The organism is Aeromonas sp. PI_26, from assembly GCF_027854445.1.
Classification (GTDB): Bacteria; Pseudomonadota; Gammaproteobacteria; order Enterobacterales; family Aeromonadaceae; genus Aeromonas; species Aeromonas veronii.
Genome location: NZ_JAJNOE010000016.1, coordinates 1 through 21,060, shown reverse-complemented (window position 1 = coordinate 21,060; position 21,060 = coordinate 1). Strand labels below are relative to the sequence as shown.

The window sequence follows — 21,060 nt, the reverse complement described above, 5'->3', positions numbered from 1 at the left end:
ATAACTGGAGATCCTCATGGAAAACTTGAACATGGACCTGCTGTACATCGCTGCTGCAATGATGATGGGTCTGGCTGCTATCGGCGCTTCCATCGGTATCGGTATCCTGGGTGGCAAGTTCCTGGAAGGTGCTGCTCGTCAACCGGATCTGATCCCTGTTCTGCGTACCCAGTTCTTCATCGTAATGGGTCTGGTGGATGCGATCCCGATGATCGCCGTTGGTCTGGGTCTGTACGTGATGTTTGCGGTTGCTGGCTAAGTCGTACGACTCTCCAGGCATAACCCATTAACTAACTTAAGAGGACATCGGCTGTGAATATCAATGCCACCCTCCTCGGCCAAGCAATTGCTTTTTTCTTCTTCGTAGTGTTTTGCATGAAGTACGTATGGCCGCCGCTGATTGCAGCCATCGAAGCCCGTCAGAAAGCTATTGCTGACGGTCTCTCTTCTGCCGAACGTGCCAAGAAAGATCTGGATTTGGCCAAGGCCAACGCCACCGATCAGCTGAAAGAAGCCAAGCTGCAGGCTGCTGAAATCATTGAGCAGGCTAACAAACGTAAAGCCCAGATCATTGATGAAGCTGCCGCTGGTGCCCAGTCTGAGCGGGAAAAAATCCTGGCTCAGGGCCGTGCCGAGATCGAAGCTGAACGTCATCGTGCCAAAGAAGAACTGCGTAAGCAGGTTGCTGCTCTTGCCATTGCTGGTGCAGAGAAGATCCTGGCGCGTCAAATCGACCAGGCTGCCAACAGCGACATCGTCGACAAACTGGTAGCAGAACTGTAACGGGAACGGGGCTATGTCTGAACTGACTACAATCGCTCGCCCCTACGCCAAGGCTGCTTTCGAGTTTGCCGTTGAGCACAAGGCGGTTGACCAGTGGCTGGGTATGCTCGGTTTCGCTGCGCAAGTAGTGGAAAACGAGACCATGCACAACCTGGTAAACGGCTCTGTGGCCGCCGAAGAGCTGGCAACGCTGTTTGTCGGTGTCTGCGGTGAGCAACTCGACGTGCATGGCCAGAACCTGATCCGGGTGATGGCCGAGAATGGTCGCTTGGGTGTGCTGCCGGCGGTCGTTGCTGAATTTGTAGCGTTCAAAGCTGAACTGGATAAAGAGGTTCAGGCTGACGTGATTTCGGCGATCGAACTGACCGACCAGCAGAAAGCCAATATTCAGGCTTCTCTGGAACAACGTCTCGCGCGCAAAGTGAAGCTGAATTGCAGCATCGATGCGTCCTTGATGGCCGGGGTGCTCATCAAGGCCGGTGATCTGGTAATCGACGGCACAGTCCGCGGTAAGCTGGATCGCATGGCTGACGCGCTGCAATCTTGATTGGGGTATTAGAGCATGCAACTGAATTCCACTGAAATCGCCGAGCTGATCAAGCAGCGCATTGCGCAGTTTGATGTAAAGAGCGAAGCGCGTAACGAAGGTACTATCGTCTCTGTGAGCGACGGTATCATTCGTATTCACGGCCTGGCTGATGCCATGCAAGGTGAGATGATCGAGCTGCCGGGCAACCGCTACGCTCTGGCATTGAACCTGGAGCGTGACTCCGTCGGTGCGGTGATTATGGGTTCCTATGACGGTCTGTCAGAAGGAATGAAAGTAAAAGGTACTGGCCGTATTCTGGAAGTGCCGGTAGGTCGTGGTCTGTTGGGCCGGGTGTTGAACACCCTGGGTCAGCCGATCGACGGTAAAGGTCCGATCGACAACGACGGCTTCTCGCCGATCGAAGTGATCGCACCGGGCGTTATCGAGCGTAAGTCTGTTGACCAGCCGGTCCAGACCGGTCTGAAAGCCATCGATGCCATGATCCCAATCGGTCGTGGCCAGCGTGAGCTGATCATCGGTGACCGTCAGGTTGGTAAGACCGCCATCGCGATCGACACCATCATCAACCAGAAAGATTCCGGCATTAAGTGTGTCTACGTTGCGATTGGCCAGAAGGCCTCCACCATCGCCAACGTGGTGCGCAAGCTGGAAGAGCACGGCGCCCTGGCCAACACCATCGTGGTCGTTGCCTCTGCCTCCGAAGCGGCTGCTCTGCAGTACCTGGCTCCGTATGCCGGTTGCTCCATGGGTGAGTACTTCCGTGACCGAGGTGAAGACGCGCTGATCATCTATGATGACCTGTCCAAGCAGGCCGTAGCTTATCGCCAGATCTCCCTGCTGCTGCGCCGTCCGCCAGGACGTGAAGCTTACCCGGGTGACGTTTTCTATCTGCACTCCCGTCTGCTGGAGCGTGCTGCTCGCGTTAACGCCGAGTACGTAGAGAAGTTCACCAAGGGTGAAGTGAAAGGCAAAACCGGTTCTTTGACCGCACTGCCAATCATCGAAACCCAGGCGGGTGACGTATCTGCGTTCGTTCCGACCAACGTGATCTCCATCACCGATGGTCAGATCTTCCTGACTTCACAGCTGTTCAACTCCGGTATTCGTCCGGCGGTTGACCCGGGTATCTCCGTATCCCGTGTAGGTGGTGCTGCTCAGACCAAGATCGTCAAGAAGCTGTCCGGTGGTATCCGTACCGCGCTGGCCCAGTATCGCGAACTGGCGGCATTCGCCCAGTTCTCTTCCGATCTGGACGAGGCGACTCGCAAGCAGCTGGATCACGGTGTGAAAGTGACCGAGCTGATGAAGCAGAAGCAGTACTCTCCGCTAAGCGTGGCTCACCAGTCTCTGGTGCTGTTCGCCGCCGAGAAAGGCTATCTCTCCGATGTCGAGCTGAACAAAATCGTCGACTTCGAAGCCGCTCTGCTCTCTTACGCCAATACCCAGCATGCCGAGCTGATGGCTGAAATCAATGCCAAAGCCGACTACAACGACGCGATCGTTGGCAAGCTGACTGCGTTGCTGGATAGCTTCAAAGCAACCCAGACCTGGTAAGCGTGTGTGGCAGCGTGAGCTGCCACTTGATGGAGAGTAAGAGATGGCCGGCGCAAAAGAGATACGTAACAAGATCGGGAGTGTGAAAAACACTCAGAAGATCACCGGCGCTATGGAAATGGTGGCAGCAAGCAAAATGCGCCGTGCGCAGGAACGCATGTCTGCCAGCCGTCCGTACGCTGAAACCATGCGCAAGGTGATCGGCCATATCGCTCAGGGGAACCTGGAATACAAGCACCCCTACCTCATCGAACGTGAGGTCAAGCGAGTGGGTTACATCGTCGTCTCCACCGACCGTGGCCTGTGTGGTGGTCTGAACATCAACCTGTTCAAGGCTGCCCTCAATGATATGAAGCAATGGAGCGCGAAAGGTGCCAAGGTTGACCTGGCACTGATCGGTAACAAGGCCTCCAACTTCTTTGAACGGCACGGCGCCAAGGTTAAAGCTCATGTCGCAGGACTGGGCGATAGTCCGAGCGTCAATGACCTGATTGGTTCAGTCAAGGTCATGCTGAAGGCTTACGACAACGGTGAGATTGACAAGCTGTATCTGGTGTACAACAAGTTCGTCAACACCATGGTGCAGCAACCACGGGTCGATCAACTGCTGCCTTTGCCCGTAACTGAAGACAGCAAGCTCGCCAAGAAACACCACTGGGATTACCTCTATGAGCCGGATCCCAAGAAGCTGCTGGATACCCTGCTGGTTCGCTATGTCGAATCTCAGGTTTACCAGGGTGTAGTGGAAAACTTGGCAAGTGAACAGGCAGCCCGAATGGTTGCCATGCAAGCCGCGACTGACAACGCCGGTAACCTGATTAACGATCTGCAACTGGTATACAACAAGGCCCGTCAGGCCAGTATTACCCAGGAGCTGACAGAGATCGTATCCGGTGCTGCTGCGGTGTAAGGCAAGGGTTATCAAAGGTTTAGAGGATTTGACATGAGTAACGGTTTCATCGTCCAAATCATCGGCGCTGTGGTGGACATCGAGTTCCCGCAGAATGCCGTGCCCCAGGTGTACGATGCACTGAAGGTCGTTAGCGAAGGTCAAGGCCAGGGTCTGGTGCTGGAAGTTCAGCAACAGATCGGTGGCGGCGTCGTTCGTTGCATCACCATGGGCTCCTCCGACGGTCTGCGTCGTGGGTTGGAAGTAGTGAATAGCGGTAAATCCATCCAGGTTCCGGTCGGTACTGCGACTCTGGGTCGGATCATGAACGTACTGGGCGAGCCAATCGACGAAAAAGGTCCGATCGGTGAAGAAGAGTGCTGGTCTATCCACCGCGCAGCCCCCAGCTACGAAGATCAGTCCAACAGTAACGATCTGCTGGAGACCGGCATCAAGGTTATCGACCTGGTATGCCCCTTCGCCAAGGGTGGTAAGGTTGGTCTGTTCGGTGGTGCCGGTGTAGGCAAAACCGTAAACATGATGGAGCTGATCCGTAACATCGCGATCGAGCACAGTGGTTACTCTGTGTTTGCCGGTGTAGGTGAGCGTACCCGTGAGGGTAACGACTTCTACCACGAGATGATGGAGTCCAACGTACTGGACAAAGTATCTCTGGTTTACGGTCAGATGAACGAGCCGCCCGGAAACCGTCTGCGCGTTGCGCTGACCGGCCTGACCATGGCCGAGAAGTTCCGTGACGAAGGTCGTGACGTGCTGTTCTTCGTAGATAACATCTACCGTTACACCCTGGCCGGTACTGAAGTATCCGCACTGCTGGGCCGTATGCCTTCCGCAGTAGGTTACCAGCCGACCCTGGCCGAGGAGATGGGTGTTCTGCAAGAACGTATCACCTCCACCAAGACTGGTTCCATCACCTCCGTACAGGCCGTTTACGTGCCTGCGGATGACTTGACTGACCCGTCTCCGGCGACCACCTTCGCCCACCTGGATGCGACCGTCGTACTGTCCCGTCAAATCGCGGCACTGGGTATCTACCCGGCCGTTGACCCGCTGGACTCTACCTCTCGTCAGCTGGATCCGCTGGTGGTTGGCAAAGAGCACTACGAGACCGCTCGTGGCGTTCAAACCGTACTGCAGCGCTACAAAGAGCTGAAGGACATCATCGCCATCCTGGGTATGGATGAACTGTCAGAAGAAGACAAACTGACCGTAGCCCGTGCCCGTAAGATCGAGCGTTTCCTGTCCCAGCCGTTCTTCGTAGCAGAAGTGTTTACCGGTTCTCCGGGCAAATACGTGCCGCTGAAAGAGACCATCCGTGGTTTCCAGGGCATCCTGAAAGGCGAGTATGACGATCTGCCCGAGCAGGCGTTCTACATGGTTGGCGGTATCGACGAAGTCGTCGAGAAATCCAAGAAACTGTAAGCCTCGACAGGAGGGCCCATGGCAGAGATGATCTCCTTTCACCTGGATGTGGTGAGCGCCGAAGGAAAACTGTTTTCCGGTCGCGTGCAATCCGCTCAGGTATCAGGCTCCGAAGGTGAGTTGGGTCTCCGCCACGGTCATGCTCCGTTGCTGACTGCCATCAAGCCGGGCCTGGTCCGCTTGGTGAAGCAGAACGGAACTGAAGAGGTGCTGTACATCTCCGGCGGTATGCTGGAAGTACAACCTGAATCCGTGACCGTGCTGGCGGACACCGCGATTCGTGCTGACGACTTGGATGAGGCGAAAGCCCAGGAAGCCAAGCGCGCAGCCGAAGAGCGGATCCACAGCTCCCATGGTGATATCGACTACGCCCAGGCCGCCACCGAGCTGGCCAAGGCGATGGCTCAACTGCGAGTCATCGATATCGTCAAAAAGAATTACCGCTAATAACGGTGATGTAAAAAGCGACCTTCGGGTCGCTTTTTTTTTACCCGTTGGATAGACTCCGCCGAGTATTTCCTCATGTTCCAAAGGTCAATTTATGTCCCTCAACGTCGTGATCCTGGCTGCAGGTAAAGGTACCCGCATGCGCTCTTCCCTGCCCAAGGTACTCCACCCGGTAGCCAACAAACCTATGGTTTCCCATGTGATCGATACTGCCCGTCAGGTCGGTGCCGAGCAGCTGCATCTGGTCTATGGCCACGGTGCCGAACTGCTGAAAGAGCGGATCGTGGCGGCCGATGTGAACTGGGTGCTGCAGGCGCAACAGCTGGGGACCGGTCACGCCGTCGCCCAAGCTATCCCGTTCTGGAAGGATGAGGACGATGTGCTGGTGCTCTACGGCGATACCCCGCTGATCCAGCCCGAGACCCTGCAGCGCTTGCTCGCCGCCAAGGCTGAAAACGGGATGGCACTGCTGACCGTGGTGCTGGACAACCCCACCGGCTATGGCCGCATCGTCCGTGAAAATGGTCAGGTAGTCGGTATCGTCGAGCAGAAGGATGCCAATGCCGAACAGCTGGCCATTCGTGAGGTGAACACCGGCGTGCTGGTGGCCAATGGGGGCCAGTTGCGTCAATGGTTGTCTCGTCTCGACAACAAAAACGCCCAGGGCGAGTTCTATCTGACCGATGTGATCGCCATGGCTCACGGCGATAATTGCCCGATTGCCGCCGTTCATCCGGAGCGTGCCGCCGAGGTGGAAGGGGCCAACAATCGGGTGCAATTGGCTCAGCTTGAGCGCAGCTATCAGCAGATGCAGGCCGAGAAACTGATGATTGCAGGTGCAACCATGATCGACCCCGCACGCTTTGATTTGCGTGGGGTTTTGGAAATTGGTGAAGAGGTTGTTATTGATGCAAACGTCATCATTGAGGGCAAGGTGACTCTCGGCAATCACGTTCGTATCGGAGCCGGTTGCGTACTGAAAGATTGTGTCATTGGCGATCACTCCGAGGTGAAACCCTACTCGGTTATCGAGGGTGCACAGGTGGCAGATCAGTGCTCAGTGGGTCCGTTTACCCGCTTGCGTCCGGGGGCGGTTCTGGAGCAGGATGCGCACGTTGGCAACTTCGTCGAGATGAAGAAGGCCCGTCTGGGGGTTGGTTCCAAGTGCGGTCATCTGACCTATCTGGGTGATGCCGAGATAGGAGCCGGGGTGAATATCGGTGCCGGTACCATCACCTGCAACTACGACGGCGTGAACAAGTTCCAGACCATCATCGAGGATGATGTGTTCGTCGGTTCCGATACCCAGCTGGTGGCGCCGGTGCGCATCGGTAAGGGGGCGACTCTGGGGGCGGGTTCTACCATCACCAAGGATGTGGCCGAGAACGAGTTGGTGATCACCCGGGTGCCCCAGCGTCACATCAAAAACTGGGCTCGTCCGGTCAAGAAGAAGTGATGCCCGATCAATAAAATAGAACCGGCGCCTGATGGCGCCGGTTTTTTTGGCTTATGACTGATGGTTGGTGTCACTGGTCGATGACTGGGGGGCCGCCCATGTGGTCGCGGGTGCGCTGTAGTCCATCACCTGATACCAGTCGAGCTTGCGGGTCAGCATCATGATCAGTGCCAGAGTGGCGAACAACAGCACGGCACCGAGCAGCAGGGCGATCTCTTCGGCCTGCAGCAGGCTGTAGAGGATGGCATAGACCAGCCCGAGCAGCGCTGCGAAGCCGATCCCCTGTTTCGGGCCGCCCAGCACATGACTGAGGTAGAAACCGTTGAGCAGTACGCTGGCCAGCGCGGCCACCAGATAGGCCCAGCCAAAACCGAGGTGTTCGGTCAGCGCCAGCAGCACCAGATAGAAAATGGCCAGCCCCATGCCCACCAGCGCGTACTGGATCGGGTGAACCCGCAGCCCCTTGAGCAGCTCGAACATGAAGAAGCTGATAAAGGTGAGGCCGATAAACAGCAGGGCATATTTGGCCGCCCGTTCGTTGAGCTGATAGTGATCCACCGGCTGCACCAGACTGACGCTGAAGGTGGAGAGATTGCTATCGCCCCCGTTCATCATCCGGTTGAAGTGGGTCTCCATGTCGCTGGCGAACCAGCTGGTTTGCCAGTTGGCCTCAAACCCTTGTGGGCTCAGGGTGCGACTGCCCGGCAGAAAGTCACCGATAAAGTTGGGGTGGGGCCAGTTGCCCGCCAGCTGCAGGGTGCTCTCCTTGCCCAGCGGGACTATGTCGAGGGCGTTCATCCCCTGTAGATTGAGCTCCAGATTGAAGGTGCCATCTTGCTGCGGCAGGCTGTCGATCGGGGCATGGATACCCGCGAGCGCATCACCGAGGCGGGCGCCGGGGGCAAACGGGATCCGCTGTGTGCCGAGCTGCAGCTCGGGGACGCTGTTGATACCGCGGGCATCGGAGAGCACCAGGCTCAGGTAGGGTTTGCCCGCCACCAGCTCGGCCGTTTCACCGAGCGGTGAGGTCGCGTCATTCAGCAGACTCTGCCGGGTTGGCAGGCGGCCCGAGAGGGAGAGCCGGGTCTGGTAGACCTGCGCCTGATAGATGCCCAGCTTGCGCGGGGTGACCTCCATGTTGGCCCTGATATCCAGTTGCTCCGGCAGCAGGTAGCGGTAGATCTGCTCCTGACGGACGAAGCGCTTGCCCTCCTGCTCGACCGTCACCGAACGGGCATAGGGCTGCACGATAATGGGCCCCATCAGTCGTTGCGGGCCGCTGCTGCTGGCCATGATGCTGTGAATGGCCTGATTGCGGTAAGCCTGACGCTCCCGGTTCAGCTCCATGATGGATTGCACCGGCACCATCAACAGCAGGCTGAGCAACAGCAGCAGAAATATCTTGTGGGTGAATATCTGTTTGACCATGACACGTCTCCTTGTTGGATGGAGTGAGTCTGTCAGTCCGGCGTGAAGTGGTGATGGGCTTGTGTGAAGTGGCGGTGAACTGTTGAAAAACGGCGCCATCAGACGCCGTGGGATTGTTCAGGGGCGGGAGCGCACCAACCGAGCGGCTTGTGCGAAACGATCGGTGTGGCCGTCGATGAGCCCGTGCATAAAGTCGATGTAGTAGACCAGTTCAGGTATCTCCTCAATGGAGCTGGAGGTCCAGTAGGGGGCTGAATTTTCCCCGTTGTCATGGATATCGGAGAAGAAGCGCGGGTCAGTCATCGGCGCCCGGCAATCTTCGTCGAGCAGGGTGAAGAGCTCCTCGATGGTGGGGAGTTGCCACCCCTCGCCAAGGCGGGCTGCTTCATCTTTGGCTTCAAGCAGCGTCAGCAGGGCCGGTGTGCCCACGCACCCCTTCCCCTCCTGCCACTGGCTGCCCAGACTGCACGCCTGCCATTCGAGGTGGTTTAGCCGATCATGGATGACTTCTCCCTGCCGTGTCAGGCGGTCGGAGAGATCACAGGCAGCCAGCGCCATGCTGGCCGGAAGCCAGAGCAGCAATAGAAATAATTTCATGTTTGTCTCGTTTACGAATGGCGGTCAGCCCGTCGCTAGTGGGCTGACCGTGGTTATCGGGGTTTATCAGGCGGGAAGCGAGCTCACTGCTTTTTAAGTTGTGCAGGCAGGGCCGCCAGCACCCCTTCTTTCGCTTTGAGGGAGGCGAACTGCTTGCCGGGCTTTTGCACCACGGTATGGACGAAGATCAGCTGTTTACCCGGTTTGCTGGCCCATCCGACGAACCAGCCGATCTGCTGATCGCGGTTGAGGCTGCCATCCAGCTTCTTCGGGTAGCCCATGCCGGTCTTGCCGTGGATCTGCCAGCCGTCGATCTCGCTCACCTTGAGGATATTGGCGGTGTACTGCAGGGTCTGCGCCGAGACCGGCAGCTTGCCGCTCAGCATCTTGCCGAGGAAGCGAGCCTGCTCCTCCGGACTGATGGCGAGGCTGGAGCTGAGCCAGGCCTGGGTCAGACCGTCATGCTTGCCCGGATTGCCGGATAGATCCCGGTTGCCGTAGTCGAAGCGGTCGACGTATTGCTGGAAGCGCTCCATCCCCAGCCATTCGGTGATCTGCTGGGAGAACCAGACCACCGAGTAGGTTTCCCAGCGGCGCGGGGTAGTGGTTTCGCGCCAGGCGGGTAGCCAGCCGTCATAGCTCGGCTTGTAAGGCAGTGCCGGATGCTCTTCATCAACCAGATAGCCACTGTCGTAACCCATCAGCGCCAGCGGGATCTTGAAGGTGGACGCGGGCGGCAGCTGGCTGGAGCAGTCCCCGTCGCTGGAGAGGGTCTGACCGTTGCCGTCGGCATAGAGAAAGCAGCCGCTGGCGGCGGAGGCAGGCAGGGCTGCGAGCAGACCGGCAGCCAGCAGGCTGGAGAGAAGCAGGCGGGACATAGCATTTCCTTGAGCAAATGGATGAGAGAAAGCGGCAGTCTAATGCCGCTTTGTGTGGGGAATGTGAAGTTGCGGGGGGACTAGGCGAACGGCAGCCAGAGTTCCGCCAGCGCGCCCCCTTCCGGCCGGTTGCTCAGGGCCAGACGGCCGCCATGCTGGTGGGCCACCTCATGGGCGAAGCTGAGCCCCAGACCGCTGCTCTTGCCCTTGTCCGGGCGTGGCAGGGAGTAGAAGCGTTCGAAGATGCGCGGTAGGGCGTAGTCGGGAATGCCGGGGCCGCAGTCGGTGACCCGAAAACAGTAGCCCTCCTCCTGCTGGCTGCCGCTCAGGGTGACTTGCCCGTTGGCGGGAGAGAAGTCGATGGCGTTATCCAGCAGGTTGCCGATGGCCTGCTCCACCAACAGCGGATCCCACTTCTGTTTCGGCGCGCTGGCCAGCTCGGCCACCAACTCGACCTGACGGCGCTGGGCGATGATCTGGCGGGCATCGAGGGTGCGCTTGCCCAGTTTCGCTGGCTCCACCGACTGGCGATCCAGCCCCTGCCCCGACTCCAGCCGCGCCAGTTGCAGCATTCGCTCGATCAGCTGCTGCATGCGCGCGGTTTCCAGATTGATGTTGCCGATAAACCGTTTGGCAACTTCGGGGGGTGGCGTTTCGGCCAAAATCTCCCCTGCCCCGCGAATAGCGGCCAGCGGGCTCTTCAGCTCGTGGGTCAGGCTGTGCACATAGGCTTCGATGTAGCTTTTGCCATCGAGCTGGTGGCGCATGGTCTCCAGCGAGCGGCCGAGCCGATCCAGCTCGACGGTGTGCAGCCGTGGCAGCGGTGCCGCCTCCCCCTTGCTGACCGAGTCGGCGTAGTGCACCAGCTTGCCGATGGCGCGGTTGAGCCACCACACCAGCAGGCTGCCGATCAGCAGCGAGATGAGCAGCATCTGGCCGCCGGCCCGCAGCAGCTCCTGTTCCCCCCGCTCAATGGCTGGCATCAGGGTGCGATTGGGTTTGGCGACGGTGAGGGAGCCGATGATCTCGGCCCCTTCCCGCAGCGGTGCCGCCACATACATGGTCGAGCTGGCGGCATCGTCGGGATCGGTGCGGGTGCTGCGGGCGCCATACTGGCCGCGCAGGGTGCGGTAGACATCGTTCCAGCGGGAATAATCCTTGCCCAGATCCGTGCCGTCGGAGTCGTAAATCACCATACCCTTCTGGTCAGTGACATAGATGCGGTACTCCGCCTGCTGCTTGAGGTGGCCATCGATCATCGCATTGATGGGATTCTGGTTGAGGCGTGCGAAGGCGCTGGCCAACCGCCCGTTCATCATATTGCCCTCTTTCAGATCATCGAGGGCGAGCGGCGCCAGCAGCTGGGTCATGTCTACCAGAGTATCCTCGGTGGCGCTGCGCACTCCCGGTTTTATCTCCTCGACGAAGATTTCCAGCACGAACCAGGCGGCCAGCGCGAAGATCAGCAGCAGGCCGCACAGCAGTTGCAACCCGAGTCTCATGCCAGCTCCAGGCTGTAGCCCAGCCCGCGATGGGTGAGGATCAGGTTGGCTTCGGGATCATGTTCGCGCAGCTTGGCGCGGATGGTCTTGATATGGGTATCGACGGTGCGATCCAGGCTCTCTTCCGCATCCTGCCACACCAGATCCATCAGCTGTTGGCGGGAGTAGACCCGGCCCGGCGCCAGCATCAGGGTCTTGAGCAGCAGATATTCGTAGCGGGTGAGGGCCAGCGGTTGGCCGCGAAAATGGATGCGGGCCCGCTCCTCATCCAGTACCAGCAGGGCGCTGGGCTGGGGGGCGACGGGCTGACTGCGGCGCAGGATGACCCGCACCCGGGCACACACTTCCCGTGGCGAGAAGGGTTTGGCCACATAGTCGTCGGCACCGATCTCCAGCCCGATCAGCCGGTCTATCTCCTCGCTGCGGGCGGTGAGGAACATCAGGGGGATATCGGTCAGCGCCCTCACCTGCTTGCAGAGTTCGAAGCCGCTGATGTCGGGCAGCCCCACATCGAAGATCAGGAAGTCGGGTCGCGTCTGTTCCAGTCGTGTCAGCAACTGCTGGCCCAGCATGAACCACTCCACCTCGAACCCGTCGGTCTGCAGGGCATAAATCAGGGTGTCGGCGATGCTGGCCTCATCCTCCACCAGCCAGATGACTCTCTTTTGCATGGCATCCTCGTCGCAAATTGGCACCCCATTCTGGCATCGAACCAAATCGGATCCTATTTGCTGTTTTATTTTTCCGAAAAAGGGGCTAACATTTCGATGTTCTTTCGAATCGAAACCTAAAAATGACCAAACGTAATACTCAACAACGCCGTCACACCATAGTGACCCTGGTACAAGAGCAGGGTGAAGTGAGTGTCGACGCCCTCGCCAAACACTTTTCTACCTCCGAAGTGACCATCCGTAAAGATCTGGCGGTACTGGAGACCGGTGGTCTGCTGCTGCGCCGTTACGGTGGTGCTGTCCCTTTGCCGAGCGAGATGGTGGTCGAGGTCAACCCTGAACAAGTTTCGAACCGAAAGTTAGCCATTGCCCGTGCGGCGGCCGAGCGGCTGCGTGATCACAACCGCGTCATCATCGACAGCGGCAGCACCACCAGCGCCATGATCCCCATGCTGGGCAACAAGCGCGGCCTCATCGTGATGACCAACTCCCTCAATGTGGCCGGTGCCCTGCGCGAGCTGGAAAATGAGCCTACCCTGTTAATGACCGGTGGCACTTGGGACCCTCACTCCGAATCCTTCCAGGGGCAGGTGGCGGAACAGGTGTTGCGCTCCTACGACTTCGACCAGCTCTTTATCGGTGCCGACGGCATCGACCCGGAGCGTGGCACCACCACCTTCAACGAGCTGGTGGGCCTGTCGCGGGTCATGGCCGAGGTGTCGCGGGAGGTTATTGTGATGGTCGAATCGGAAAAGATCGGCCGCAAGATCCCCAATCTCGAACTTCCCTGGTCGAGTATCCATACCCTGGTGACCGACGAGGGGCTGGCCAGCGAGGCCAGAGAACAGATTCAAGCCCAGGGGGTGACGCTTATCTGCGCCCCGGTCACTTGCTGACATCGAGCTCTGAACCATCCAACTGACTTTACGATTTGCATCTCAAGGAGAAGTGTATGTGTGGCATCGTCGGGGCTGTTGCCCAACGTGATGTGGCTGAAATTCTGGTAGAGGGCCTGCGCCGTCTGGAGTACCGCGGTTATGACTCAGCCGGTGTGGCCGTGTTCAGCGCCAACCAGCCGTTGCAGCGGGTTCGCCGTCTGGGCAAGGTGGCCGAGCTGGCCAAGGCGCTCGACGAGCAGTCCGTCCATGGTGGTACCGGCATCGCTCATACCCGCTGGGCCACTCACGGCGAGCCTTCCGAGCGCAATGCCCACCCCCACGTCTCCGAGCATATCGTGGTGGTACACAACGGCATCATCGAGAACCACGAAGAGCTGCGGGAAGAGTTGAAGGCGCTGGGTTATGTGTTCAGCTCCGACACTGATACCGAGGTGATTGCCCATCTGGTCCATCATGAGCTGAAGAGCGCCGGCAGCCTGCTGGCCGCCATGCAGACTGCGGTGAAGCAGCTGCGCGGTGCCTACGGTACCGTGGTGATGGACAGCCGCGACGACAGCCGCGTGGTGGTGGCCCGCTCCGGTTCACCGCTGGTGATCGGCCGCGGTATCGGCGAGAACTTTATCGCCTCCGACCAGATGGCGCTGCTGCCGGTGACCCGCCGTTTCATCTTCCTGGAAGAGGGTGATGTGGCCGAAGTGACCCGCCGCGACGTGCACATCTTCGATACCAACGGCAACGCCGTGGTGCGCGAAGAGCAGGAGTCCGAACTCTCCCACGATGCCGGTGACAAGGGTGAATACCGTCACTACATGCTCAAAGAGATCCACGAGCAACCCAAAGCGATCACCAACACCCTGGAAGGGCGTCTGGGCAGCGATCACGTGGTGGTCGAATCGTTCGGTAACGGCGCACGCGCCATCTTTGACAAGGTGGAGCACGTGCAGATCGTCGCCTGCGGCACCTCCTATCACTCCGGCATGGTGGCTCGCTACTGGTTCGAAGAGATCGCTGGCGTCTCCTGTGATGTGGAGATCGCCTCCGAGTTCCGCTATCGCAAATCGGTAGTGCGCCCCAACAGCCTGCTGGTGACCCTCTCCCAGAGCGGCGAGACCGCCGATACCCTGGCGGCGCTGCGTCTGGCCAAGGAATCAGGCTACATGAGCTCGCTGGCTATCTGCAACGTGCCGGGCTCTTCGCTGGTGCGTGAATCGGATCTGGCCTTTATGACCCGCGCGGGGGCAGAAATTGGAGTGGCCTCCACCAAGGCGTTCACCACCCAGCTGGCTGGCCTGCTGATGCTGGTGGCCTCCGTCGGTCACTGCCGTGGCCACCTGAGCGCCGCCGCCGAGGCTGAACTGGTCAAGGCGCTGCAAGCCCTGCCGCTGCGTATTAAAGAGAGTCTGGCGCTGGCCAAGGATATCGAAACCCTGGCCGAAGAGTTTGCCGACAAGCAGCACAGCCTGTTCCTCGGTCGTGGCAGCCAGTACCCCATCGCCATGGAAGGGGCGCTCAAGCTCAAAGAGATCTCCTACATCCACGCCGAAGCCTACGCCGCTGGTGAACTGAAGCATGGCCCGCTGGCGCTGATCGATGCCGAAATGCCCATCATTGTTGTGGCGCCGAACAACGATCTGCTGGAGAAGCTCAAGTCCAACGTGGAAGAGGTGCGCGCCCGTGGCGGTATCCTCTACGTGTTCGCCGATGCCGATACCGGCTTCAAGAGCGACGAGACCATGCGGGTCATGAACCTCAACCATGTGGAAGAGGTGATCGCCCCCATCGTCTATACCGTGCCGCTGCAGCTGCTCTCCTACCACGTCGCCCTGATCAAGGGCACTGACGTCGACCAGCCGCGCAACCTGGCAAAATCGGTGACCGTCGAGTAAGTCACTCTCTGATCAGTCACTTTCTGAAATGAAAAAGAGCCGCAATTGCGGCTCTTTTTGTTGCTGCTGAGGGTTACGACAGCCGCAGGTTGGTAATGGTGACCTCGTCGAGGGAGGGCACTATGATGCCGCTGGTGATCCCCTTGGCGATGGCCTGGCTGCGGTTCTTCGAGTCGGTCTTGTTGGTCACCTGGGTCAGGTGAAAGTTGACCGTCCGCTCGCTGATGCCGAGGATAGTGGCGATCTCCCAGGAGGTTTTGCCCTCGCTGGCCCAGAACAGGCACTCCTTCTCCCGATCCGACAGTTCGGTCAGGTACTTCATCAGGTCAGGCCGGATTTTGATCAGTTGCAGCGCGGAGTTGAAGATGTAGCTGGCGCAGAATGACAGCAAGGGAACGTTTTCAAACATCAGATCAGAGTTGGACTTCTCCTTGGTGATGAATGAGAGGATACCGTGCTCCCCCTGCGGGGTGTGGAGCGGGAAGGATACGCCGTTGCGCACCCCGAAATCGGCAGCCAGATTCATCACATCGCGGCTGGCGCTGGGCAGCCAGGGCGAGTCGCAGTCGAGTTTGTTCCAGAAGATAGGCTGGGTCTGTTTCAGCCCCAGATAGACCACCGGATCCTGGGTCAGATACTGGTTTTCGCTGTAGGCGTCAAACCAGCTGGTCGGACAGTTGTTGAACAGTGCCACGTGGGATTTCTGCATGCTGATGGGGAAAATAATCAACAGCCGGAAGTAATCAAAGCCCATTTGATGACTGAAGCGCTCCAGCAGTTGCTGGATATCGCTGGTTTTTGTTGCCTTGGTGAACTTGTCGATATGTTCCCAGATCGCATCGTTGAGCATGACTTTCTCCTTTTTCGATCTCTATCACACTGATCGAAAAGATTTTTTCTCGTTATTTATATTTGTGCGGTGGCTATTGGCGCCACTTATTCCGTGCGTGTCTAAAAATTATCCTGTTTTTGTGCATAAAGGCCAAGAAAATCCTCTCGTTGCCAGTCCGCCCCGCATTTGAGATAATGATAATAGTTATCATTAGTAAGATGTATTTCAATGAACAAATTATGGGGTGTGGCCCTGCTGCCACTGTCAGTCCACTTTGCTGCCATCGGGGATGAGCTGGTTGCTCCCGCCCTCAAGAACAGCATAGCTGCCGGGAAAGCCTCCCAGCAGCGGGTGGAAAAAGCCGCCGATGCCGCTGTTGCCGCACGACTGGAGCTGCAAAATGCCCAGCTTCAACTACGCGACCTCGAAGCCTACAACCGCTACATGCAATCTCTGGTGGCCGATCAGCAAAATGAGCTGGGTAAATTGAGCCAGCAGCTTGAAGCGGTGCAAGAGACCCGTCAGGGCTTGATTCCGCTGATGTTGCAGATGCAGGCAGATCTGGAACAGCTGGTGCAAAACGACATCCCGCTGCGCAAGGAAGATCGGCTGGCGCGGGTTGAACAGTTGAAAGCGACCCTGGCCCGTGCAGACGTTAGCGAGGCAGAGAAATTCCGTCAGCTGCTGCAGGCCTATCAGATTGAAGCCGAATACGGCAGCCGGATGGACAGCTATTCCGCCGAGCTGGAGCTGGATGGTGCTCCGCGTCGGGTCGATGTGCTGGCGCTGGGTCGGGTCTCCCTGCTGGCAATGACGGCCGATCGCAGTCAGGCATGGCGCTGGTCTGCCGAGTCTAAGCAGTGGCAAGCCCTCGACAGCCAGTGGCTCTCCCCTATCGCCGAGGCGATGGATGTGGCCGCCGACAAGAAAGTTCCCCAGTTGCTCAATGTCCCCCTCTCTGTCAGCCGCAGTCAGGAGGCCCAATCATGAGAGTCACCATGAAGTGGTTCCCCCTCCTTATTGCCCTCTCCTGCGGAACCAACGCCGCTGTCGCCGATGAGTGGCAGCAGCAGGAACAGGTTCGTGAACAGCAGGCTCAGCAAGATCTGGCGACTGTTGCGAAGGAGCTCGGCACTGCCCGCACCAGACTGGTCGAGGCCCAGCGCCTGAGCAAGGAGCTGGCTGGCAAGTTCGCCAGCAACGAGAAGCAGCTGGTCGAGCTTAACGCCCAGTGGGAGCAAGCCTCCGGCGACATGAACGAGATCTTCGCGGTCACCCGTCAGGGCGCCAGCGATGCGGTCAAGCTGCTGAGCGAATCCGCCGTCGAGGGCCAGTACCCGGAGCGTCTCGCCCCGCTGAAAGCCATGGCACAGGATAAACAGGTGCCGGATCGCGCCGCTCTCGCCCTGCTGCCCGCCACGCTGCAGCAGGAGATCCGCGAATCTGGCCGGATTACCCGGTTCAACGGCAAGGTGCTCGATGCCCAGGGGGCTGCCAGCGAGCAGTCGCTGACCCGGGTTGGCAGTTTTGCCCTGCTGGGGAGCGAAGGCTTCCTGCAACCGACCGCCGAAGGCTTGAGCCCGGTACTGGGTCTGCCCGGTAGCGTGCTCTCTGCCGTTGCGGCTTATCAGGGTCAGGAAGGGGAAGCGCTGCCGCTGGATCCTTCTCATGGCACTCTGCTGGCGATGCTGGCACAGGCGCCCACCTTCTGGCAGCAGGTACAGCAAGGTGGTCAGGTCGGCGCCATTATCGTGCTGCTGGCCGCTATCGGTTTGGGAATTGCGGCGGTACGGCTGTGGAGTCTCTCTCGTGAGCTGGGTCGGGTTCGTCGCCAGCTCAAGAGCGGCGAGTATCACGCTGATAACGCCCTCGGCCGGGTACTGACAGTGGCGGACAAACACCCCGAGCTGAGCATGGAGACCCTCGAGCTGCGTCTTGATGAGGCGATCCTGCAGGAGACTCCTCGCATGGAGCGCGGCATCGGCATGGTCAAGGTAATCGCGGCCATCGCCCCCATGCTGGGTCTGCTCGGTACCGTAACCGGGATGATCGGCACCTTCCAGGCCATCACCCAGTTTGGTACCGGCGATCCCAAGATCATGGCGGGCGGCATCTCCATGGCACTGGTCACCACGGTACAGGGTCTGGTGGCGGCCATTCCGCTGATCCTGGCCCACAGCCTGCTGCAATCGCGCTTCACCGAGCTCTCTAATGTGCTGGAGCAGCAAGTAGCCGGCATTCTGGCCGAGCGCGCCGAGAGCAATAACGGCGGGATGGAGCGAGCAGCATGATGCTCGACATCTGGCAACAGCTGCAGAGTTTCATGGGCCGTGGCGGCCCGGTGCTCTGGGTCATTCTGGCCCTGCTGGTGCTGATGTGGATTTTGATGATCGAGCGGTTGCTCTACCTCAATCTGGGTTTTGGCCCCCTGCAGCAACAGCTGCTCGGCCGCTGGCAGGCCCGCAGCGAGCGCCACAGTTGGCACGCCCGAGCGATCCGCAGCCGCTGGCTGGCGCAGGCGGAGCTGGAACTGAACCGTCATCTGATCTTCATCCGCACCCTGGTGGTGCTCTGCCCCATGCTGGGGCTGCTGGGCACTGTGACCGGCATGATCGGCGTATTCGATGCGTTGGCCGCGGCCAACCGCTTTAACCCGGAGAGCATGGCGGGCGGGATCTCTCGTGCCACCATCCCCACCATGGCAGGCATGGTGGTGGCGCTCTCCGGCGTGTTGTTACTCAGTCGGCTCGAGAGTCAGGCCAAGCGTGCGCTGGCCAAGACCCGGGACGGCATGCGAGAAGAGAAGGTAATGCAATGAGACGGCAATCCAAACGCCAGCGTGACGAAGTGCAGATCGACATGACTCCCATGCTGGATATCGTGTTCATCATGCTGATCTTCTTTATTGTCACCACCTCCTTCGTGCGCGAAGCCGGGCTCGAGGTGCACAGACCCCAGGCCAGTCAGGCCAAGGCGCAGAAATCCTCCAGCATCATGCTGGCGATCGGGGCTCAGGGTCAGATCTTCCTCGACCGCAAGCAGATCGATGTGGAGCGGGTACAGGCCACCATCGCCCGTCTGCTGGCGGAGCAGCCCGATGCCAGCCTGGTGATCCAGGCCGACGAGCGAGTGCCCCATGGCAAGGTGGTGCGGGTGATGGATGAGGCCAAGGCGGCGGGTATCGCCAATATCGCCGTGGCGGTGGCGCCGAAATGAAATACAAGCTAATGAGCCTGGGGCTGGGGATCGCCCTCAGTCTGGGCATCCTGCTGTTCATGGCCACGCTGGTTGAACCGCCCCGGGGCGAGAAGGTGGCGAGCGAACAGAAGCCCATCGTCATCAATATGCAGAACGAGGTGACCGAGGTGCAGGTACGCGAGCGTCCGGTACCGCAGGAACCCGAGCCTCTGCCAGAGCCTCCCGCGGCATTGGCCTCGACACCGCTGCCGATGCCTGCCGCGGCCCCCTTGGCGGCCGTTGAGCCGAGTCTGGATCTGGTCTCCAGCCTCAGTGCGGTGCAGGTCTATGCCCCCGGCGTGGCGACCAGTACCGCACCGGTATTGAGTGGCAACTACCACGGCCAGCAGCAGGGAGCGGGTATCGGCGCAGGTGACATGCTGATGCCGCTGCAACGGATCGAGCCGGTCTACCCCTATCGTGCCCAGCAGTCAGGGATCGAAGGATTCGTCACCCTGCGCTTTAGCGTGAATGCCGAAGGTGGCGTGCAGGATGTGGAAGTGGTCGAGGCCAAGCCCAAGCGTCAGTTCGAGCGGGCGGCCATTCAGGCGATCAACAAGTGGCGCTATCAGCCGAGACCGGGCGCCACCGACAAGCTGGTGCAAGTCATCACGCTCAAATTCAAACTGGAGTCATAACTATGTTGCGGATCTGGATCTGTCTGCTGGCCCTGGTCGGCCAAGTCTGTCTGGCGATGGAGGTCAGCCCTCACTTCTCCCGTCAGCTTGAACCCGTGATGAAGCTCTATCAGTCCGGTCAGTGGCAACAAGCTCAAAGCAAGGCGTCCGGCCTCAAGCCAAATAGCGATGCCGAGCGTGCCTGGCTGGCGCAGTTGCAAGCCTCGCTGGCGGCCAATCTGCAACAGACCGCCCAGGCGAGCCGTTATGTCGAACAGGCTCTTGCCTATAAAGAGTGGCCCGAGCAGCAACAGCTCCAGCTGTTGCGACTGCGCGGCGATATTCAGGCCCAGCAATCCAACTGGTCTGGCGCCATCGCCAGCTACAAGGCGGCACTGGCACTCAAACAAGACGATGGGCTGCGCCTGCGTCTGGCCGGCCTCTATTACCACAACAAACAGTACGGTGACGCTGCCAGCCAGAGCGAACAGTTGTTGAAGAAGGGTTGGCAGAAGCAGGCCGCCATTATTCGTCTCTCCGCCCTCACCGCTCAGCAACGTTATGGCGTGGCTGCTGATCAGGCGGCCGAGTTGATCAGCCACGAACCCAAAGAGAGCAAATGGTGGCAGCAGGCGGTGTCGCTCAACCTCTCCGCCAAACGTGGGGATCAGGCGTTGGCGCTGCTGCAGACTGCCATCGACAGAAAACTGATGGATGACGCGTCAGCCCGCAACCAGCTGATCCGCCTCTATGCCTGGCAAGGGCTGCCTTATCGTGGTGCCCGTCTGCTGGAAGCGGCCATGGCCAAGGGACAGATGAAGCAAAGTGCTGAAAATCGCCAACTGCTGGCCCAATTGTGGGAAGGTGCCCGGGAGTGGTCACAAGCGGTCGATAGCTGGCAACAGCTGGCCAACCAGCATGGTCAGCCCAAAGCGGCCATGCGCGCCGCCGAACTGCTGCTGCAACAGGGCAAGACAGATGCCGCCATGACCCAGCTCGCCGCCATCAAGTCGGTAAAAGGCGAGCAAGGCAATCGTGCCAAAGCGTTGTTGGTGCAGGCACACCTTAATAAGGAGCAGTATGCCCAGGCGCTGGAACTGGCCCGTGAGCTGCAGCAACAGGATAACTGGCAACAGAAGGCAACCAGCTGGGTCAACTATATCCGGGCACAAAGCGAAGAGTTGAGCAAAAAAGCGGCGTAAAAGAGGTGCCAAGGGGCTGTTTTGGGGCGTTCAGTTCGCTTTTTCAGCAAACGAACGCATTTTTGCAAAAAGCCCTTGTCATCGCGGCGCGGCTCCCTATAATGCGCCCCTACCAGCACGGCGGAACACGCCAAACTGATGAGCCAGCTTCCTTGTGAAGCAGGCGCCGAAAGAAAAGCGAAAACAATC

Annotated in this window: 22 protein-coding genes; 16 read left to right on the top strand and 6 right to left on the bottom strand. The window is 59.2% G+C overall.

Annotation, left to right across the window (positions count from 1 at the left end):
* Positions 1-16 precede the first annotated feature (16 nt).
* The 8 genes from atpE (at position 17) to glmU (ending at position 7,122) form a co-directional block, all read left to right on the top strand.
* Positions 17-259 carry a F0F1 ATP synthase subunit C gene (gene atpE / locus LRL22_RS16065; RefSeq protein WP_005307205.1) on the top strand — a complete coding sequence of 81 codons (243 nt, stop codon included), beginning with the start codon at positions 17-19 and terminating at the stop codon, positions 257-259.
* Between the two features lie 53 nt (positions 260-312).
* A complete protein-coding gene (atpF, locus tag LRL22_RS16060) occupies positions 313-783 on the top strand; it encodes a F0F1 ATP synthase subunit B (RefSeq protein ID WP_005339336.1) in 471 nt (156 codons plus the stop codon).
* 13 nt (positions 784-796) lie between these two features.
* Positions 797-1,330 carry a F0F1 ATP synthase subunit delta gene (atpH, locus tag LRL22_RS16055; protein ID WP_005339341.1) on the top strand — a complete coding sequence of 178 codons (534 nt, stop codon included), beginning with the start codon at positions 797-799 and terminating at the stop codon, positions 1,328-1,330.
* Positions 1,331-1,345: 15 nt separating this feature from the next.
* Complete coding sequence (gene atpA / locus LRL22_RS16050) at positions 1,346-2,887, top strand: F0F1 ATP synthase subunit alpha (protein WP_005339342.1); 1,542 nt, start codon at positions 1,346-1,348, stop codon at positions 2,885-2,887.
* A 43-nt stretch (positions 2,888-2,930) separates the two neighbouring features.
* On the top strand, positions 2,931-3,797 hold the full coding sequence (gene atpG, locus LRL22_RS16045) for a F0F1 ATP synthase subunit gamma (protein WP_005339343.1): 867 nt from the start codon (positions 2,931-2,933) through the stop codon (positions 3,795-3,797).
* Between the two features lie 33 nt (positions 3,798-3,830).
* Positions 3,831-5,219, top strand: coding sequence for a F0F1 ATP synthase subunit beta (gene atpD / locus LRL22_RS16040; RefSeq protein ID WP_005339344.1), 1,389 nt, complete (start codon positions 3,831-3,833; stop codon positions 5,217-5,219).
* An 18-nt stretch (positions 5,220-5,237) separates the two neighbouring features.
* Positions 5,238-5,666 (top strand): F0F1 ATP synthase subunit epsilon, encoded by a 429-nt coding sequence (locus LRL22_RS16035; protein WP_005339345.1) that lies wholly within the window; start codon positions 5,238-5,240, stop codon positions 5,664-5,666.
* 94 nt (positions 5,667-5,760) lie between these two features.
* Positions 5,761-7,122: a bifunctional UDP-N-acetylglucosamine diphosphorylase/glucosamine-1-phosphate N-acetyltransferase GlmU gene (gene glmU / locus LRL22_RS16030; protein WP_270905863.1), complete on the top strand. Its 1,362-nt coding sequence runs from the start codon at positions 5,761-5,763 to the stop codon at positions 7,120-7,122.
* A 51-nt stretch (positions 7,123-7,173) separates the two neighbouring features.
* Here the strand turns inward: glmU and creD are convergent, their stop codons facing one another.
* From creD to blrA, 5 genes are all read right to left on the bottom strand, one after another.
* A complete protein-coding gene (gene creD / locus LRL22_RS16025) occupies positions 7,174-8,550 on the bottom strand; it encodes a cell envelope integrity protein CreD (protein WP_270905862.1) in 1,377 nt (458 codons plus the stop codon).
* A gap of 117 nt (positions 8,551-8,667) precedes the next feature.
* On the bottom strand, positions 8,668-9,147 hold the full coding sequence (locus tag LRL22_RS16020) for an Lcl C-terminal domain-containing protein (RefSeq protein WP_270905861.1): 480 nt from the start codon (positions 9,145-9,147) through the stop codon (positions 8,668-8,670).
* Between the two features lie 83 nt (positions 9,148-9,230).
* Complete coding sequence (blaOXA, locus tag LRL22_RS16015) at positions 9,231-10,025, bottom strand: OXA-12 family class D beta-lactamase (protein ID WP_204482007.1); 795 nt, start codon at positions 10,023-10,025, stop codon at positions 9,231-9,233.
* An 80-nt stretch (positions 10,026-10,105) separates the two neighbouring features.
* Positions 10,106-11,527: a beta-lactam sensor histidine kinase BlrB gene (blrB, locus tag LRL22_RS16010; RefSeq protein ID WP_270905860.1), complete on the bottom strand. Its 1,422-nt coding sequence runs from the start codon at positions 11,525-11,527 to the stop codon at positions 10,106-10,108.
* Complete coding sequence (gene blrA / locus LRL22_RS16005) at positions 11,524-12,198, bottom strand: beta-lactam response regulator transcription factor BlrA (protein WP_270905859.1); 675 nt, start codon at positions 12,196-12,198, stop codon at positions 11,524-11,526. Before blrA ends, blrB begins: the two co-directional genes overlap by 4 nt.
* A 122-nt stretch (positions 12,199-12,320) precedes the next feature.
* Here blrA and LRL22_RS16000 point away from each other — a divergent pair, with 122 nt between their 5' ends.
* Both LRL22_RS16000 and glmS read left to right on the top strand, forming a co-directional pair.
* Positions 12,321-13,094, top strand: coding sequence for a DeoR/GlpR family DNA-binding transcription regulator (locus tag LRL22_RS16000; protein ID WP_005355851.1), 774 nt, complete (start codon positions 12,321-12,323; stop codon positions 13,092-13,094).
* A 56-nt stretch (positions 13,095-13,150) separates the two neighbouring features.
* Positions 13,151-14,983, top strand: a complete 1,833-nt coding sequence (gene glmS / locus LRL22_RS15995) for a glutamine--fructose-6-phosphate transaminase (isomerizing) (protein ID WP_005355853.1) — start codon at positions 13,151-13,153, stop codon at positions 14,981-14,983.
* A gap of 73 nt (positions 14,984-15,056) precedes the next feature.
* On the opposite strand, the gene LRL22_RS15990 is transcribed toward glmS, so the two are convergent.
* Positions 15,057-15,833 carry a helix-turn-helix transcriptional regulator gene (locus tag LRL22_RS15990; protein WP_270905858.1) on the bottom strand — a complete coding sequence of 259 codons (777 nt, stop codon included), beginning with the start codon at positions 15,831-15,833 and terminating at the stop codon, positions 15,057-15,059.
* Between the two features lie 210 nt (positions 15,834-16,043).
* On the opposite strand from LRL22_RS15990, the gene LRL22_RS15985 reads away from it, so the two are divergent.
* Genes LRL22_RS15985 through LRL22_RS15960 form a run of 6 tightly spaced genes read left to right on the top strand, consistent with a single transcriptional unit; the run spans position 16,044 to position 20,871 of the window.
* Complete coding sequence (locus LRL22_RS15985; RefSeq protein ID WP_005339362.1) at positions 16,044-16,805, top strand: DUF3450 domain-containing protein; 762 nt, start codon at positions 16,044-16,046, stop codon at positions 16,803-16,805.
* Complete coding sequence (locus LRL22_RS15980; protein ID WP_270905857.1) at positions 16,802-18,106, top strand: MotA/TolQ/ExbB proton channel family protein; 1,305 nt, start codon at positions 16,802-16,804, stop codon at positions 18,104-18,106. Before LRL22_RS15985 ends, LRL22_RS15980 begins: the two co-directional genes overlap by 4 nt.
* The gene (locus LRL22_RS15975) at positions 18,103-18,633 is read left to right on the top strand and encodes a MotA/TolQ/ExbB proton channel family protein (RefSeq protein WP_216949881.1); all 531 of its coding nucleotides are present in this window, start codon (positions 18,103-18,105) and stop codon (positions 18,631-18,633) included. Before LRL22_RS15980 ends, LRL22_RS15975 begins: the two co-directional genes overlap by 4 nt.
* Complete coding sequence (locus LRL22_RS15970) at positions 18,630-19,031, top strand: ExbD/TolR family protein (protein ID WP_005339369.1); 402 nt, start codon at positions 18,630-18,632, stop codon at positions 19,029-19,031. Before LRL22_RS15975 ends, LRL22_RS15970 begins: the two co-directional genes overlap by 4 nt.
* Positions 19,028-19,690, top strand: coding sequence for an energy transducer TonB (locus LRL22_RS15965; protein ID WP_005339371.1), 663 nt, complete (start codon positions 19,028-19,030; stop codon positions 19,688-19,690). The genes LRL22_RS15970 and LRL22_RS15965 overlap by 4 nt, the downstream gene beginning before the upstream one ends.
* Before the next feature lie 2 nt (positions 19,691-19,692).
* Positions 19,693-20,871 (top strand): hypothetical protein, encoded by a 1,179-nt coding sequence (locus LRL22_RS15960; RefSeq protein ID WP_270905856.1) that lies wholly within the window; start codon positions 19,693-19,695, stop codon positions 20,869-20,871.
* The last annotated feature ends 189 nt before the right edge of the window (positions 20,872-21,060 follow it).